At 64.1% G+C, this 14,479-nt stretch carries 18 protein-coding genes; 9 read left to right on the top strand and 9 right to left on the bottom strand.

Features of this window, described 5'->3' with window-relative positions; genetic code table 11:
* From phnG to phnN, 7 genes are read left to right on the top strand one after another with little or no spacing between them, the layout of a single operon-like run.
* On the top strand, positions 1-414 hold the full coding sequence (gene phnG / locus C8N32_RS11870) for a phosphonate C-P lyase system protein PhnG (RefSeq protein WP_242509461.1): 414 nt from the start codon (positions 1-3) through the stop codon (positions 412-414).
* A 2-nt stretch (positions 415-416) separates the two neighbouring features.
* On the top strand, positions 417-986 hold the full coding sequence (phnH, locus tag C8N32_RS11865; protein WP_107893206.1) for a phosphonate C-P lyase system protein PhnH: 570 nt from the start codon (positions 417-419) through the stop codon (positions 984-986).
* Positions 986-2,074, top strand: a complete 1,089-nt coding sequence (locus tag C8N32_RS11860) for a carbon-phosphorus lyase complex subunit (protein ID WP_107893205.1) — start codon at positions 986-988, stop codon at positions 2,072-2,074. Before phnH ends, C8N32_RS11860 begins: the two co-directional genes overlap by 1 nt.
* 17 nt (positions 2,075-2,091) lie before the next feature.
* Entirely contained in the window at positions 2,092-2,967 is an 876-nt protein-coding gene (locus C8N32_RS11855) for an alpha-D-ribose 1-methylphosphonate 5-phosphate C-P-lyase PhnJ (protein WP_107893242.1), read from the top strand.
* Positions 2,964-3,734: a phosphonate C-P lyase system protein PhnK gene (gene phnK, locus C8N32_RS11850; protein WP_107893204.1), complete on the top strand. Its 771-nt coding sequence runs from the start codon at positions 2,964-2,966 to the stop codon at positions 3,732-3,734. Before C8N32_RS11855 ends, phnK begins: the two co-directional genes overlap by 4 nt.
* Before the next feature lie 12 nt (positions 3,735-3,746).
* Positions 3,747-4,427: a phosphonate C-P lyase system protein PhnL gene (gene phnL / locus C8N32_RS11845; RefSeq protein ID WP_107893203.1), complete on the top strand. Its 681-nt coding sequence runs from the start codon at positions 3,747-3,749 to the stop codon at positions 4,425-4,427.
* On the top strand, positions 4,427-4,966 hold the full coding sequence (phnN, locus tag C8N32_RS11840; protein WP_420853794.1) for a phosphonate metabolism protein/1,5-bisphosphokinase (PRPP-forming) PhnN: 540 nt from the start codon (positions 4,427-4,429) through the stop codon (positions 4,964-4,966). Before phnL ends, phnN begins: the two co-directional genes overlap by 1 nt.
* Here the strand turns inward: phnN and C8N32_RS11835 are convergent.
* Positions 4,948-5,637, bottom strand: a complete 690-nt coding sequence (locus C8N32_RS11835) for a DUF1045 domain-containing protein (RefSeq protein WP_107893201.1) — start codon at positions 5,635-5,637, stop codon at positions 4,948-4,950. The genes phnN and C8N32_RS11835 overlap by 19 nt on opposite strands.
* Positions 5,638-5,717: 80 nt before the next feature.
* On the opposite strand from C8N32_RS11835, the gene C8N32_RS11830 reads away from it, so the two are divergent.
* Positions 5,718-6,857, top strand: a complete 1,140-nt coding sequence (locus C8N32_RS11830; RefSeq protein WP_107893200.1) for an alpha-D-ribose 1-methylphosphonate 5-triphosphate diphosphatase — start codon at positions 5,718-5,720, stop codon at positions 6,855-6,857.
* A 56-nt stretch (positions 6,858-6,913) separates the two neighbouring features.
* A complete protein-coding gene (locus C8N32_RS11825) occupies positions 6,914-7,237 on the top strand; it encodes a phasin family protein (protein ID WP_170106796.1) in 324 nt (107 codons plus the stop codon).
* A gap of 165 nt (positions 7,238-7,402) precedes the next feature.
* Here the strand turns inward: C8N32_RS11825 and C8N32_RS11820 are convergent, their stop codons facing one another.
* Genes C8N32_RS11820 through fba form a run of 8 tightly spaced genes read right to left on the bottom strand, consistent with a single transcriptional unit; the run spans position 7,403 to position 14,326 of the window.
* Entirely contained in the window at positions 7,403-8,617 is a 1,215-nt protein-coding gene (locus C8N32_RS11820; protein WP_107893198.1) for a M24 family metallopeptidase, read from the bottom strand.
* Between the two features lie 48 nt (positions 8,618-8,665).
* Entirely contained in the window at positions 8,666-9,118 is a 453-nt protein-coding gene (locus C8N32_RS11815) for a protein tyrosine phosphatase family protein (protein ID WP_107893197.1), read from the bottom strand.
* 56 nt (positions 9,119-9,174) lie between these two features.
* Positions 9,175-9,867 (bottom strand): HAD family hydrolase, encoded by a 693-nt coding sequence (locus C8N32_RS11810; protein ID WP_107893196.1) that lies wholly within the window; start codon positions 9,865-9,867, stop codon positions 9,175-9,177.
* On the bottom strand, positions 9,864-10,523 hold the full coding sequence (gph, locus tag C8N32_RS11805; protein WP_107893195.1) for a phosphoglycolate phosphatase: 660 nt from the start codon (positions 10,521-10,523) through the stop codon (positions 9,864-9,866). The genes C8N32_RS11810 and gph overlap by 4 nt, the downstream gene beginning before the upstream one ends.
* The gene (locus C8N32_RS11800) at positions 10,520-11,077 is read right to left on the bottom strand and encodes a thioredoxin family protein (protein ID WP_107893194.1); all 558 of its coding nucleotides are present in this window, start codon (positions 11,075-11,077) and stop codon (positions 10,520-10,522) included. Before C8N32_RS11800 ends, gph begins: the two co-directional genes overlap by 4 nt.
* Positions 11,078-11,094: 17 nt before the next feature.
* A complete protein-coding gene (rpe, locus tag C8N32_RS11795) occupies positions 11,095-11,790 on the bottom strand; it encodes a ribulose-phosphate 3-epimerase (protein ID WP_107893193.1) in 696 nt (231 codons plus the stop codon).
* Between the two features lie 55 nt (positions 11,791-11,845).
* A complete protein-coding gene (locus C8N32_RS11790; protein WP_107893192.1) occupies positions 11,846-13,234 on the bottom strand; it encodes a ribulose-bisphosphate carboxylase in 1,389 nt (462 codons plus the stop codon).
* Positions 13,235-13,261: 27 nt separating this feature from the next.
* Positions 13,262-14,326 (bottom strand): class II fructose-bisphosphate aldolase, encoded by a 1,065-nt coding sequence (gene fba, locus C8N32_RS11785; protein WP_107893191.1) that lies wholly within the window; start codon positions 14,324-14,326, stop codon positions 13,262-13,264.
* Between the last annotated feature and the right edge of the window lie 153 nt (positions 14,327-14,479).

Genomic DNA, 14,479 nt, shown 5'->3' with positions numbered 1-14,479 from the left:
ATGAGCCTTCTTGCAAAAGCCCCCGCGCCGGCGCTGACCGCGCTGTGGGAAACCCAGAAGGCGCCACCCGGATTCGAATGGCTGCGCCCCCCGGAAACCGGCGGTGTGATGATACGCGGCCGCATGGGGGGGACCGGCGCCCCCTTCAACGTCGGGGAAATGACGGTGACACGCTGCGCCCTGCGTCTGGAAAGCGGCGAGGTGGGGCATGCCTATGTCCAGGGTCGCGACAAGGCCAAGGCCCGCATCGCCGCCCTGATCGATGCCCTGATGCAGACCGCCCGCGCCGATGCCTTGCGGGAAGCGGTGTTGGAACCGCTGGCCGAGAGTCACCGGGCCGCCCGTTCTGCCCGTGCCGAACGTGCGGCGGCCACCAGGGTCGATTTCTTCACCATGGTTCGCGGGGAGGACTGACAATGGCCTCCCAAATCCTTGACGGTGGTTTCAGCGATGTGCCGGTGCAATCGGCCCGCGCGTTTCGTGCCGCGCTGAGCGCGATGGCGCGTCCGGGCCGTGTTTACGATATTTCCGGCGCCATGCCGCCCGCACCGCTTTCGCCTGCGGCGGGGTCATTGTTGCTGACCCTGGCCGATCCGGGGACGCCGGTATTCCTGGCCGGGGCTCATGACACCCCTGAGCTTCGGGCGTGGCTGATCTTCCACACCGGCGTGCCGATTGCCCCGCGTGAGGAAGCCGCCTTTGCGGTTGGGACCTGGACGGAACTCCTGCCGCTTGAACCTTACCGCAAAGGCACCCCCGAATACCCAGACCGGTCTGCGACGCTGATCGTGGAGGTCGCGACGCTGGCTGCCTCCGGGGCGCGGCTGACCGGGCCGGGGATTGAAACCGCCCGGATGCTGTCCTTGCCGGAGCTGGAGCCGTTTCGCAGGAACGCGGCGCTTTTTCCGCGGGGGCTGGATTTTTATTTCACCGCCGGGGCGCGGCTTGCCGCGCTGCCCCGCACCACGAAGGTGGAGGCCGCCTGATGTATGTAGCCGTCAAAGGGGGCGAACGCGCCATCGACAACGCCCATGCCTGGCTGGCCGAGGAACGCCGGGGCAGCCCCGACATCGCGGAACTGACCGTCCCGCAAATCCGCGAACAGCTTGCACTGGCCGTGAACAGGGTCATGGCGGAAGGGTCGCTTTTTGATCCCGATCTTGCCGCGTTGGCGATCAAGCAGGCGCGAGGCGATCTGATCGAAGCGATCTTCCTGATCCGTGCCTACCGCACCACGCTGCCCCGGCTGGGGGTTTCGACCCCGGTGGATACGGGGGAAATGGCCTGTGACCGGCGCATTTCGGCCACGTTCAAGGATGTCCCGGGGGGGCAGGTTCTGGGCCCGACCTTTGACTATACCCACCGCCTGCTGGACTTCAAACTGGCCGCAGAGGGGGAAACGCCCACGGCCCCGCAGGCCCCGGCCCAGGGGGAGCCGACGCCGCGCGTGACGGATTATCTGAACCGCGATGGCCTGATCCAGCCCGAACCCGCCAGCGACACCACCCCCCCGGACCTGACGCGGGAGCCGATGGAGTTTCCGGCCAATCGTGCGCTTCGGTTGCAGTCCCTGACACGCGGGGATGAAGGCTTCGTGCTGGGGATGGCCTATTCCACGCAACGGGGCTATGCCCGCAACCACCCCTTCGTGGGGGAGTTGCGCATCGGCACCGTCCCGGTGGAGATGGACGTCCCCGAACTGGGATTTGCCGTCGGGATCGGGGAAATCACCCTGACCGAGTGCGAAAGCGTCAACCAGTTTACCGGGTCAAAAACGGAGCCGCCACAATTCACCCGTGGCTACGGACTGGTCTTCGGCCAGAGTGAGCGCAAGGCCATTTCCATGGCGCTTGTCGATCGTGCCCTGCGCTGGAAAGAACTGGGCGAGGACAATGTCGGGGCACCTGCGCAGGACGCGGAATTCGTACTCAGCCACGCCGATAACATCCAGGCCAGCGGGTTTCTCGAACATATCAAGCTGCCTCACTACGTCGATTTCCAGTCGGAACTGGAACTCATCCGTCGCATCCGCGCCGAGGCGCAAGCTGCACAAGCGCAGGAGGCCGCAGAATGACCGACAAGAACCAGGCCATGACCGACACCCATTACAACTTTGCCTATCTCGATGAGCAGACCAAGCGCATGATCCGCAGGGCGCTGCTGAAGGGGCTGGCCATCCCCGGATACCAGGTGCCCTTCGCCAGCCGGGAAATGCCCATGCCCTATGGCTGGGGCACCGGGGGGGTGCAGGTCTCGGCCGCCGTTCTGACACCCGAGGACAGGATGAAGGTCATCGACCAGGGCGCGGACGACACTACCAATGCGGTTTCCATCCGCAAATTCTTCGAACGGACCGCCGGGGTGGATACGACCGAGCGAACCGCCGAGGCCACCGTGATCCAGACACGTCACCGTATCCCGGAAACGGAACTGACCGAGGATCAGATCCTCGTCTACCAGGTCCCGATCCCGGAGCCGCTGCGCTTTCTGGAGCCGCGCGAAACCGAAACCCGCAAGATGCACGCGCTGGAGGAATACGGCCTGATGCACGTCAAGTTGTACGAAGACATCGCCCGCCACGGCAACATCGCCACCGCCTATGCCTACCCGGTAAAGGTAGAGGGACGTTATGTCATGGATCCGTCTCCGATCCCAAAATTCGACAACCCGAAGATGGAGATGGCCGCTATCCAGCTTTTCGGCGCCGGGCGGGAGCAGCGCATCTATGCGGTGCCGCCCTATACCCGTGTGGTCAGCCTCGATTTCGAGGATTATCCCTTCGAGCCATCGAAGGCCGATCATGCCTGTGATCTGTGCGGGGCGCAGAACAGTTATCTCGACGAGGTGATCGTGGATGATGCGGGAGGCCGGATGTTCGTTTGTTCCGATACCGATTTCTGTACCACCCGCCGGGACGGGGGCCATGTGGGCCGCCTGGGCGCCCCCGGAACGGAGGACGCGGCATGACCCCGCTTCTGAAAGTCAAGGATATCGCCAAATTCTATGGGGGGCGGATCGGTTGTACCGATGTCGGCTTTGACCTGTATCCGGGCGAGGTGATGGGCATTGTCGGCGAAAGCGGGTCGGGAAAGTCGACGTTGCTGAACTGCCTTGCCGGGCATCTGGCGCCCGACCGCGGACAGGTCCTGTTCGACACCCGCACAGACGGCCTCAAGGATATCGTGACCATGTCCGAACCCGAACGCCGCATGCTGGCCCGGACGGATTGGGCCTTTGTCCATCAGCACGCCCGCGACGGGCTGCGCATGGGCGTCAGTGCCGGGGGCAATGTCGGGGAACGGCTGATGGCCGTGGGGGCGCGCCACTACGGGGACATCCGCGCCCAGGCGATCGACTGGCTTGGCAGGGTCGAGATCCCCGAGGACCGGGTGGATGACCGTCCTGACGCGTTTTCCGGGGGCATGCAGCAGCGGCTTCAGATTGCGCGCAACCTTGTGACCGGCCCGCGCCTTGTCTTCATGGATGAGCCTACCGGAGGGCTGGATGTTTCGGTACAGGCGCGCCTGCTGGATCTGTTGCGCGGCCTGGTGCGGGAAATGGGCCTGTCTGCGATCATCGTGACCCACGATCTCGCGGTGGTGCGCCTGTTGGCGGACCGGCTTATGGTGATGAAATCAGGCCATGTGGTGGAAACCGGTCTGACCGACCAGGTGCTGGACGACCCCCAGCACGCCTACACGCAGTTGCTTGTCAGCTCCGTTTTGCAGGTCTGAGGAGAAGCGGACATGATCGAGATCGAAAACGTTGCCAAGCACTTCGTTCTGCATAATCAGGGCAGTGCGGTCATCCCGGTAATGACCGGAGCGGAACTGTGCGTGGCCCCCGGCGAATGCGTGGCTCTGACGGGCAGTTCGGGGGCGGGGAAGTCCACGCTGATGCGGATGATCTACGGGAACTACCTGACGCAGGCGGGGCGTATCATGGTCGGGGGCGTGGATGTCGCCCGGGCCGAGCCGCGCGAGATCATCGCGCTGCGCCGCCACACGCTGGGCTATGTCAGCCAGTTCCTGCGGGTGGTTCCCCGTGTCCCGACACTGGACGTGGTGGCCGAGCCGCTGCTGGCGGTCGGTCGCCCCGTGGACGAAGCCCGCGCCCGCGCCAGGGCGTTGTTGTCGGGGCTCAACATTCCGCGGCGGCTCTGGGCGCTCAGCCCCACGACCTTTTCGGGGGGCGAGCAGCAGCGCGTCAACATTGCACGCGGTTTCGCCTACGATTACCCTGCGATGTTGCTTGACGAACCAACCGCCAGTCTCGATGCGAGAAACCGCGAGGTCGTTCTGGGCCTGATCGAGGGCGCAAAGACGCGTGGCGCGGCGATTGTCGGCATCTTTCACGACGAAATCGCGCGGGACCGTGTCTGCGACCGTCAGGTGGACGTGTCGGCCTTTGCCCCGAAGGCGGCATGATGGGGCGGGTGTTTGCCATCGTGGGGCCATCGGGCGTGGGGAAGGATACTTTGATGGCCGAGGCTGCGAAAAGCCTGCCGGCCCTTCACCTTGCACGGCGAGTCATCACCCGACCCGCCGAGGCCGGGGGGGAACCTTTCGAGAGCGTGACCGAGGACGAGTTCCATACCCGCCGCGCGGCCGGGGCCTTTGCGCTGCACTGGCAGGCGCATGGGCTGTATTACGGCATCCCGGCGCAAATCGACACGGTTCTGGCCGAAGGGCGCGACGTGCTGTTCAACGGCTCCCGCGCGATACTGGCGGCGGCTCAGGCGCGCTATCCGGGGTTGTCGGTGCTGAATGTCACCGCCCGGCCTGAAACGCTGGCCGCCCGCCTTGCCGCCCGCGGCCGCGAAAGCCGCGCGGACATCGTGGCGCGGCTTGCCCGTGCCGGCCACGATTTGCCCTTGGGCCTGAACGTGCGCGAAATCTCCAATGACGGCCCTCTGGATCGGGCTGTCGCGCAGCTTGTCGCCGCGCTTCAGCCGGTGAGGGTATAGCGATGAAGATTGTGGAAACACCCGTCCCTGGCCTCTCCGAACAGGCACAGGCTGCGGATGCGCAGCGGTGCCTCAAGCAGCGTTGCAAGGCGCGGGGCCAATATTGCACGCACGCTTTCGGCCTCTGCCTCGGGCAGTTTTCCGGTAAGCGTCATGTGAAAGCGGTATTCCTCCATGACATAGGGGTAGCCCCAGCGTGTCAGAAGCCGGGCCTGGGTTGCGCTCAGCCGGTCGGGGTTGCGGCGGGCAAGCTCGGCCTGCGTCGGAGGGGCCCGGAACCCGTCCAGCGCCTCGACCACGCTGCCGGCCATCGCGCTCAGCGCCGATATGTCTCCGCGTGGTGTCAGCGCGAGAAAACCGCCCAGGCGCGACAGCGCCAGCCCTTCCACGAGCACCGGGCGCAACTGCCCGGCCAGAGCGATCACCGCCTCGTGCAAAACGCTGATATCGCTGCCCTCCACCAGACGGAAGGGGGGCTTGACCGTGGCGTGAAATCCGTATTTCCGGGGTGTGTCCGTCAGTCGGGAAACCGGGCGGGGCAGGCCGGGTACTTTTGGGTGTGCGATCTGCCGGGCGGCCTTGGCGTCCCAGCCCAGCCAGCTTGCACCGAATTGCGCCAGCGGCCCCGGCTCTGGCGTGTAATAGATCGCGTAACGCTTGTAGCCTTCCATGGGCTGCTCCCTAACCGGCGCGCACGACAAGTTTGTGACAGTCCTGCCGTAAACCGCTCCTCGTATCAAGGAGACGCTGAATGAGCGAAACCATCCTGGCAAATGCGACACTCGTATTGCCCGACGAAACCGTAACCGGCGCGATGGTTTTGCGCGACGGGCATATCGCGGGCATAAGCACGGGGAAATCGGTCCCTAAAGGGGCCATCGACTGTGATGGCGACATGGTCCTGCCCGGCCTGATCGAACTGCACACGGATAACCTTGAACGGCACATCCAACCCCGCCCAAAGGTGGACTGGCCCCATGCCAGTGCCATCATCGCCCATGACGCAGAGCTGGCGGGGGTAGGTATCACCACCGTGTTCGATGCGATGCGGGTGGGCTCCATCCCGACGGGCGCGGGGCGTTATGCGATGTATGCGCGTCAACTGGCCAGCGAGATGCTGAGCCTTCGCGAAAGGGGCGCGCTGCGGATCAGTCATTATCTGCACCTCCGGGCGGAGATCTGCTCCCAGACTTTGCGCGAGGAAATGGCCGCCTTCGGTCCCGAAGACCGGGTGGGGATCGTCAGCCTGATGGATCACACGCCAGGGCAGCGGCAGTTCCGCAATATCACCAAGTACCGCGATTACTTCATGGGCAAGAACCATGCCACGCAAGCCCAGTTCATCGAACACGTCGCCGTCTTGCGCGAGCTTCGCGACCAGTTCGGCGATGCCCATGAGCGCGCGGCCGTGGCCGAGGCCGCCCGCTATGGCGCGGTGCTGGCCAGCCATGACGATACCACCTCCGCGCATGTGCAGGCCTCGGCTGCGCTGGGGATCCGGCTGGCGGAATTTCCCACGACGCATGAAGCGGCCCGCGCTTGCCATGCAAGCGACATTGCGGTGATGATGGGGGCGCCGAACCTGATCCGGGGCGGATCCCATTCCGGCAACGTGGCGGCCAGCGATCTGGCGCAGGCGGGGGTGCTGGATATCGTGTCTTCGGATTACGTGCCCTCGTCTTTATTGATGGCGGCGGTGATGCTGGGGGATCTGTGGGACGACATGGCCCGCGGCATCGCGACGGTCACCCGCACGCCGGCGGATGCGGTGAACCTGCCGGATCGCGGGCGGCTGGAGACCGGCGCGCGCGCCGATGTGATCCGCGTGACGCGGGTCGATGGTACGCCCGTTGTGCGAGGGACCTGGGTACAGGGGCTTCGGGTGGCCTGATGCCCGTCTGCGCCGGGATGTGGTATGGTTTTACCCTGGCTGCAAGGAGAATCGCCATGGCCCAGACAGATTCGCAAGACCCGTTCGAAGTGTTGCAGAAAGCCCAGGCAGAGGGGCTGGGCATTCTTGCATGGCTGGGGGGGACGATGCTCAACAACATGGCCCGGTTCGGGACCGAGTTTACCCATTTCGCCGCCGATCGGCTGCAAAAGGATCTGGAGGCTCAGCAGGCACTGATGGCCTGCCGCGATCCGCAGGAGCTTGCCCGGTTGCAGGCCGGGTTTCTCGAAGCCGCCATGACAGATTACGCAGGGGAAACCGGCAAGGTCTTACAGATGGGGGACCTGATGCTTCGCTCCGCCCTGCGCGACATGGGCTAGGCGGCGTCTGTTTTCCGGGCCGTGTCCGGAATTTGCTCCGGGATTGAAAGAAGGGTCCCGCGGATGAGGGATGTGCCGGTCCCGGCGGGATGCCATCATGCCGAGTGCGGGCCGGAAAGGCGGTACGGCTGCGGGGTGATATGGCGGTCTGACAAAAGGTGCCGTTCAGGGTTTGACGTACATCGCGCGTGGGCGGTTGCAGAGCGTTTCCGCCGGGCCGCTCTCCCGGATCAGGATCGGCTCGGTGATTTCGAGGCCCCAGTTTTCCATCCACAACCCCGGCATGAAGTGAAAGGTCATGCCCGGTTGCAAAACCGTATCGTCCTCGGGCCGAAGGGAAATCGTGCGCTCGCCCCAATCGGGCGGATAGCTCAGCCCGATCGGATAGCCGCAGCGGGCGCCGCGCGCGATCCCGGCCTTTTCCAGGGGGATGGCCAGCGCGTTGGCGATGTCGCAGGCCCGGTTGCCTGCGCGGGCCGTCTCCAGCCCGGCTTCCAGCCCGGCGATGAGCGCTTCCTCCGCCCGGCGCAGGAAATCCGGCGGAGCGCCCAGAAATACCGTGCGGCAGAATGGGGCGTGATAGCGCCGATAGCAGCCGGAAATTTCGAAAAACGTCGCCTCGCCAGTCTCGAAAGGTTGCCCGTTCCATGTCAGATGGGGGGCGGCGGCATCGGCCCCCGAGGGCAGCAAAGGCACGATCGCCGGGTAGTCCCCCCAATCCTCCGCCAGCCCGGTCAGGGCGTCGCGGTAGATCTCGGCCACGAGACGGTTCTTGGGCAGGCCGGGTTCGATGCGCGCCACCACGCCGTCAATAATCTTTTCCGAAATCCGGGCCGCGCGACGCATGAAGGTCAGTTCCTCGCCGGATTTCACCGTGCGCTGCCAGTTGACCAATGCCGTCGCGTCCTGAAGATCTGCATGTGGCAGGGCATCGCGCAAGGTCAGGTAGGCCTTGGCGGTGAAGTAGTAGTTTTCCAGTTCCAGCCCGATGCGTTTCTCGCCATAGCCAAGTTCATCGACAATCCGGGCGAGGTGCTGCATCGGGTGGCAGGTGTCGGATTGCACGTAGTGGTCGGGGTAGTGAAGAACATGCGCCCCGGCCATCCAGACCGTGCGTACGGCACCGTTCGCATCCTGTGCGCGGCCCCACCAAAGTGGGTCGGCATCGTGAAAAACCAGGACCCCCTGGTGCACGTAGAAAGACCAGCCGTCATAGCCTGTCAGCCAGGCCATGTTGGACGGGTCTTCGACGAATAAAAGATCCAGTCCGCGCGCGTCCATCGCGGCGCGGACAAGGCCGAGGCGGCGGTCGTATTCCACCTGCGAGAAGGGCGCGCGCCCCTCGGTGGCATAGCCGAACTGAACGATCTGATCTTGCATCGCGGGCCTTTCCTGCCCACACAGGGGACAGGATGGTACCGGCCGGCGTCAAGCCTTTGTCGTATCGGTTCGGGATGCGGCCCTGTGCAGGGCTTCAAGATGCAGGCGCAGGTCGGAAAGATCGTAGCCCGCCCCGGCCGTCATCTGCAAAAGGGTGGTGGGCGTGTATGTCTGTGCCTGCGCGAGCGACCAAAGCGCCGCAGAGCGCGTCCCCGACCGGCAATAGGCCAGCACCGGGGTTTCGCTGTGGCTCAGCAGATCCCGCAAGGCTTCGACAAGGTCTGCCGTCACGTTGCCCGGACTGAAGGGCAGGTTGTGAAAGGCAAGCCCCGCGGCCCTGGCCCGGGCCGCAATCCCGGCCACTGGCGGTTGTCCGTCAGCTTCGTCGTCAGGCCGGTTGCAGATGAGCGTCCTGAACCCCAGTGCGGCGATCTCCGTCACATCCTGCGGTGCGATCTGAGGCGCCACGGCAAAGCCGGGCATGATCGGTCTGATATCCATGTCGTGTCCCCAAGGCGGCTCCCACGCCGCTTTGGGAACAATACCCACATGGGTTGTCAAGGCAAGGGCAGGCCGGAGAGTTCCGCCGGAAGGTGCGCCGCTTCGAGCGAGGGCACCCGCCAGGCGGCGCCTTCATGGGGTTCGTGATCCGTATAGGCGCTGGGGGTCATCAGGACCCGAAGCCCTGCGCCGCGGGCGGCGCGCAGGCCGTTCTCGCTGTCCTCGAACGCGAGGCAGTCCGCAGCCGGCAGACCGAGGCGGTGCAGTGCGAGGACATAGACGTCGGGAGCGGGTTTTTTCGCGGCCACCTCATCACCTGCGGCGATGACGTCGAAAATTTCCCGTGCGGGCCGGCGCCAGCAGCACTGGGCCAGTGCTTCGACATTGGGCAGGTTCGTGGTGGTCGCGACCGCCAGTTTGAGCCCCGCCTTGCGTGCGGCGGCGATCAGTTCCCCCACGCCGGGGCGTAAGGTCAACCCGCCCGAGGCAATGATCTCGCCGTAACGGGCGGTCTTTTCCCCATGCATCCGGGCGATGTCCGCATCGGTCAGCGGCGCGATGGGCAGCGCCGCCTGATAGGTGCGGATCCGCTCTTTCCCGCCGGTGATTTTCAGCAGGTCGCGGTAATCCGCCTGTGTCCAGTGCCAGTCCAGCCCCCACGCAGTGAAAGTTTCATTGAAAGCCTGGCGGTGGGCCTCCTCGGTTTCGGCGAGGGTGCCGTCCACGTCGAAGATCAGGGCGCGGATCATGCCGTCTCCGCCAGCAGGCGGGCGATGATTGCGGGAAGTTCGGCAAAGTCGTCGAACCGGGCGGATTGTGGAAGTTCGTCCAGCGGCTGACGGTGATAGCCCCCGCTGAACAGCGCGAAGGGCAGCCCCGCGCGCTGGGCGCATTCGGCATCGACCTCACTGTCGCCGATATAGATGACATCCGTCACCCCAAGACGGTCGCGCGCGGTCAGCAACGGCACCGGGTCCGGCTTGCGGGCCGATGTGCTGTCGCCTCCGACGATGCTGTCGAAGGCCCCGAGGAAGCCGAAGCTTTCCAGAATGGTACGGGTTGGAGCTTCGGGCTTGTTGGTACAAATCCCAAGGGGCAACCCCATGGCGTGAAAATGCGCCACGGTTTCGGCAACGTTGGGGTAAAGCGTGGTCAGCGTTGCCGGGTCGGCGTCGTAATGACGGCGAAAAATGCTGAGCAAGGACGCGTGCGCGTCCTGGGACAGCCCTTTGGCGGCGATCACACGCTCCATCAGGACGCCGACGCCGTTGCCAATGAATCCGCGCACCTGTTCCAGCGGCAATCCGCCTGTGCCGATTTCCTCCAGAGTTTTGTTCACGGCGGCGTGGACATCGGGCGCGCTGTCGATAAGCGTGCCGTCAAGGTCGAAGATCAGGCCACTCATGTGCGTTCCTTCCACTTGATGGAGCAGCCCATGGAGGGGATTTGCTCTGCCGGCCCCTGGCCGGTTTCGGCCACCTGCTTCATTGCTTCGTAAAGGTCGCGGCGCAGGTCCGGCGGGCCGGCTTCCTTGCGGGAAGCATCCAGCCGCCCGCGGTATTGCAGGCCAAGCCCCGCATCGAAGCCGAAGAAATCCGGTGTACAGGCGGCCCCGTAGGCGCGGGCAACGGCCTGGTCTTCGTCGTAAAGGTAAGGGAAGGGCAGGCTGAGCTCGTGCGCGAGTTCTTTCATCTTTTCGAAGCTGTCCGCCGGGTAGGCGGTCGCGTCGTTCGAACTGATCGCCACCACCCCGATGCCAAGGCCCTGAAGATCTCGGGCATCGCGCAATATACGGTCACGCACGGCGATCACGTAGGGGCAATGATTGCAGATGAACATCACCAGCGTGCCCTTTGCCCCGGCAATATCGGCGAGCGTCCGGGTCTTGCCATCGGTGCCGGGCAAGGTGAAAGCGGGTGCGGGCCAGCCGAAGTCGCACAAGGGGGGCGATACTGCCATGTCCGTCCTTCCCTGGTTCAGGCCGCTTCGCGGGCGCTTTCTGCGGCGGATCGGATGGCGCGCATGTTCTCGCCATAGACCTCGGGCTTGTCGACCGAGCCGCCCTTGAACACGGCGGATCCGGCAACCAGAACGTCGGCGCCGGCCGCGGCAACCAGCGGTGCGGTTTCGGGGGTTACACCGCCGTCGATCTGGATATGCACCGGGCGGTCGCCGATCAGTGCGCGCAGACGTCGGGTTTTCTCGATCCCGGAGCGGATGAAGTTCTGTCCGCCGAAGCCGGGGTTTACGGTCATCAGCAGCACCATGTCGATTTCGTCCAGAAGATGTTCGATCGTATCCAGGGATGTCGCGGGGTTGAGAACCACGCCCGCCTTGACCCCCTGGGCACGGATCGCCTGCAGGGTGCGGTGGATATGGGGTCCGGCCTCCACATGGGCGGAGATCATGTCCGCCCCGGCCTCGGCGAAGGCTTCGATGTAGGGATCGACGGGAGCGATCATCAGGTGCACGTCCATGAAGGTCTTCACATGCCTGCGGATCGCCTTCACCAGCGGCGGGCCAAAGGTGAGGTTCGGGACGAAGTGCCCATCCATCACGTCCACATGCACCCAGTCGCAGCCCTGCGCCTCAATGGCCTGGATTTCCGCACCGAAATTGGCAAAATCGGCGGACAGGATAGATGGCGCGATCTTGATGGAACGGTCGAACATGTCGTGCTCTCCTTGTGGTTGGTCAGGGGCGCGGGCGCCCCTGACGATCAGCGACTCATTCGGCGGCAATGATGCCATTCAGGTTGCCGCGCCAGCCGGGGAAGAAACGATCCGCATCGGCGGGGAAGCTTTCGAAGGCCCGGGCCAGTTCGCGATGCTCCCTGGCGTATTCCACGAGGCCGATGCCGGATTTCCATGCATCGTGTGCCTGACGCAGGGATTTCGCCCCGGCAGTACCGCCATCCACATGGCCGAACGCGCCGCCCCCCGAAGTCTGGATGACGTTCGAGTGGCCGAGATTGTCGAAAAAGCCCGGCAGGCGCAGGGCGTTCATGCCGCCCGAGATGATCGGCGTGGTGGATTTCATTCCCAGCCATTCCTGATGGTAAAACGGGCCATCGGCGCTGTCGCGTTCCAGCATGAAGGCGATGTTCTTGTCGGCAGCGTCGCCTTCCATCTTGCCAAAACCCATTGTCCCGGTATGGATGCCCGAGGCCCCTTGCAGGCGCGACATCTTCGACAACACGAAAGCGGTGTAGCCGCGCTGCGACTGCGGCGAGGTCACCGCGCCATGCCCTGCGCGGTGATAGTGCAGGAACTGGTGCGGGAACTGGCGCCGCGCCGTGGTGATGGCTGCCGGGCCGGTTACGTAGCCATCCACGAGGAAGGCGACATGATCGGCATTTTCACCGAAGGTTTCGAGGATGTATTCCCCACGGGCGATCATCTCGAACGGGTCGTCGGCGGTGATGTTGGCCGAGAACAGCTTGGCCTCGCCGGTTGCATCCTGGGCCCGCTTCATCGCGTCGGCAACCAGGCGGATCGTTTCCTTCAGCGGCGCGAAGACCTGGTTGCCCTGGGGTTCGTCGTTCTTGATGAAGTCGCCGCCCAGCCAGAATTCATAGCAGGCATCGGCAAAGGGTTGCGGCCGCAGGCCCAGCTTGGGCTTGATGATCGTGCCCACGACCATCCCGCCGTCATTTACGTCGCGGCCCAGAACGCGCCACATATCGGAGATATTCATCGACGGACCGTCGAACAGGCGCAGGTAGGCGGGCGGCATGTAGAAGTCGTGCATCTTGGCATGTTCGACGTCGCCCATGCCCTGGTTGTTGCCGATCGTCAGAGTCAGGAAAGAGCACAGCATCGCCCGCCCGTCGATGATGTTGCGGTCGAAAAGTTCGACCGGGTAGGCGATCTTCATGATCTCCCTGGCCGGGTCGATTTCGTAAACCAATGCATCCACGCCTTTGGTGAAGTCATCGGTCGTGCAAACCTCGACATTGGTGCCGGTGGAGCTTTCGGCGGCAAAGTGGGCCGCAGTAGCCAGGTAATCCCCGCCATCCCTGGGTTTCATGGTGTAGGCGCACAGAACGTGACGACCGCCCTCGATCAGGGTGTTCTCGTCAAGATCGAGACGTGCGTAGCGGTTTGATTGGTCCATGGTTTGAGTCCTTTCGACCCGTTCCGTTCAGTTGGTTTTCGGGTCGAGGCTGCCGCCGGCATAGCGCCTGGCCATGTCGTCGATCGGGATGACCTTGATCTTCGAGGCATTCCCTGCGGTTCCGAAGCGTTCCAGACGATCCTTGCAGAGGTCGCGCATGGCGTCCATCGCCGGCTTGAGGAATTTGCGGGGGTCGAACTCGGCCGGGTTTTCCTGTGCGATCTTGCGGAACTGGCCGGTCATCGCCATGCGGCAGTCGGTATCGATATTGACCTTGCGCACACCGTGCTTGATGCCGCGCTCGATCTCTTCGACCGGAACGCCGTAGGTCTGGGGCATGCCGCCGCCATATTCGTTGATGATGTCTTGCAGGTGTTGCGGCACCGAGGAAGATCCGTGCATCACCAGATGCGTATCGGGCAGCTTCTTGTGAATTTCCTCGATTACGCTCATGGCAAGGATCTCGCCATCGGGCTTGCGGGTGAACTTGTAGGCGCCATGGCTGGTACCGCAGGCGATGGCCAGTGCGTCGACCTTCGTTTTACGCACGAAATCGACGGCCTGATCCGGGTCGGTCAGCAACTGGTCATGGCTCAGCTTGCCGACAGCGCCGTGGCCGTCCTCGGCCTCGCCTTCGCCGGTCTCAAGGCTGCCCAGAACGCCCAGTTCCCCCTCGACCGAGGCCCCGACCCAGTGTGCCATGCGTGAGACACGTTCGGTGATCTCGACGTTATACTCATAGGACGCCGGGGTTTTCGCGTCGGCCTCCAGCGATCCGTCCATCATCACAGAGGTGAACCCGTGGCGAATCGCCGACATGCAGGTGGCTTCGTTGTTGCCGTGATCCTGATGCATGCACAGCGGAATGTCGGGGTAGATCTCGGCGAGCGCCTCGATCATCTTGGCCAGCATGATGTCGTTGGCGTAGTTGCGCGCGCCACGGCTGGCCTGGATGATGACCGGCGCGTCGCAGGCCTTCGCGGCCTCCATGATTGCCAGCCCCTGTTCCATGTTGTTGATGTTGAAGGCCGGTACGCCGTAGCCATTCTCGGCGGCGTGGTCCAGAAGTTGTCTCAGGGTGATCAGTGCCATGTCGTAGCCTCCGTCAGGCAGAAACCAGGTGGGCAGCCCCGTTTTTGGGGCTGCCTTGTTTTTTTTCAGATGAGTTTTCCCATGGCGACGGCGGTGTCTGCCATGCGGTTTGAGAAGCCCCACTCGTTGTCGTACCAGGTGAGGATGCGGACC

This window comes from Rhodovulum imhoffii (genome assembly GCF_003046545.1).
GTDB classification, from domain to species: domain Bacteria; phylum Pseudomonadota; class Alphaproteobacteria; order Rhodobacterales; family Rhodobacteraceae; genus Rhodovulum; species Rhodovulum imhoffii.
The sequence above is the reverse complement of the archived record's forward strand: the minus strand, read 5'-3'. Positions and strand labels throughout refer to the sequence as shown.

Coding starts and splice junctions, on each gene's coding strand:
- C8N32_RS11810 (WP_107893196.1), bottom strand. CDS start 9,867: ATGATCCGCGCCCTGATCTTCGACGTGGACGGCACCCTCGCCGAAACC.
- C8N32_RS11830 (WP_107893200.1), top strand. CDS start 5,718: ATGAGCGAAACCATCCTGGCAAATGCGACACTCGTATTGCCCGACGAA.
- C8N32_RS11790 (WP_107893192.1), bottom strand. CDS start 13,234: ATGGACCAATCAAACCGCTACGCACGTCTCGATCTTGACGAGAACACC.
- phnG (WP_242509461.1), top strand. CDS start 1: ATGAGCCTTCTTGCAAAAGCCCCCGCGCCGGCGCTGACCGCGCTGTGG.
- phnL (WP_107893203.1), top strand. CDS start 3,747: ATGATCGAGATCGAAAACGTTGCCAAGCACTTCGTTCTGCATAATCAG.
- C8N32_RS11820 (WP_107893198.1), bottom strand. CDS start 8,617: ATGCAAGATCAGATCGTTCAGTTCGGCTATGCCACCGAGGGGCGCGCG.
- C8N32_RS11800 (WP_107893194.1), bottom strand. CDS start 11,077: ATGGCAGTATCGCCCCCCTTGTGCGACTTCGGCTGGCCCGCACCCGCT.
- C8N32_RS11825 (WP_170106796.1), top strand. CDS start 6,914: ATGGCCCAGACAGATTCGCAAGACCCGTTCGAAGTGTTGCAGAAAGCC.
- phnN (WP_420853794.1), top strand. CDS start 4,427: ATGGGGCGGGTGTTTGCCATCGTGGGGCCATCGGGCGTGGGGAAGGAT.
- fba (WP_107893191.1), bottom strand. CDS start 14,326: ATGGCACTGATCACCCTGAGACAACTTCTGGACCACGCCGCCGAGAAT.
- C8N32_RS11815 (WP_107893197.1), bottom strand. CDS start 9,118: ATGGATATCAGACCGATCATGCCCGGCTTTGCCGTGGCGCCTCAGATC.
- phnH (WP_107893206.1), top strand. CDS start 417: ATGGCCTCCCAAATCCTTGACGGTGGTTTCAGCGATGTGCCGGTGCAA.
- gph (WP_107893195.1), bottom strand. CDS start 10,523: ATGAGTGGCCTGATCTTCGACCTTGACGGCACGCTTATCGACAGCGCG.
- phnK (WP_107893204.1), top strand. CDS start 2,964: ATGACCCCGCTTCTGAAAGTCAAGGATATCGCCAAATTCTATGGGGGG.
- rpe (WP_107893193.1), bottom strand. CDS start 11,790: ATGTTCGACCGTTCCATCAAGATCGCGCCATCTATCCTGTCCGCCGAT.
- C8N32_RS11860 (WP_107893205.1), top strand. CDS start 986: ATGTATGTAGCCGTCAAAGGGGGCGAACGCGCCATCGACAACGCCCAT.
- C8N32_RS11835 (WP_107893201.1), bottom strand. CDS start 5,637: ATGGAAGGCTACAAGCGTTACGCGATCTATTACACGCCAGAGCCGGGG.
- C8N32_RS11855 (WP_107893242.1), top strand. CDS start 2,092: ATGACCGACACCCATTACAACTTTGCCTATCTCGATGAGCAGACCAAG.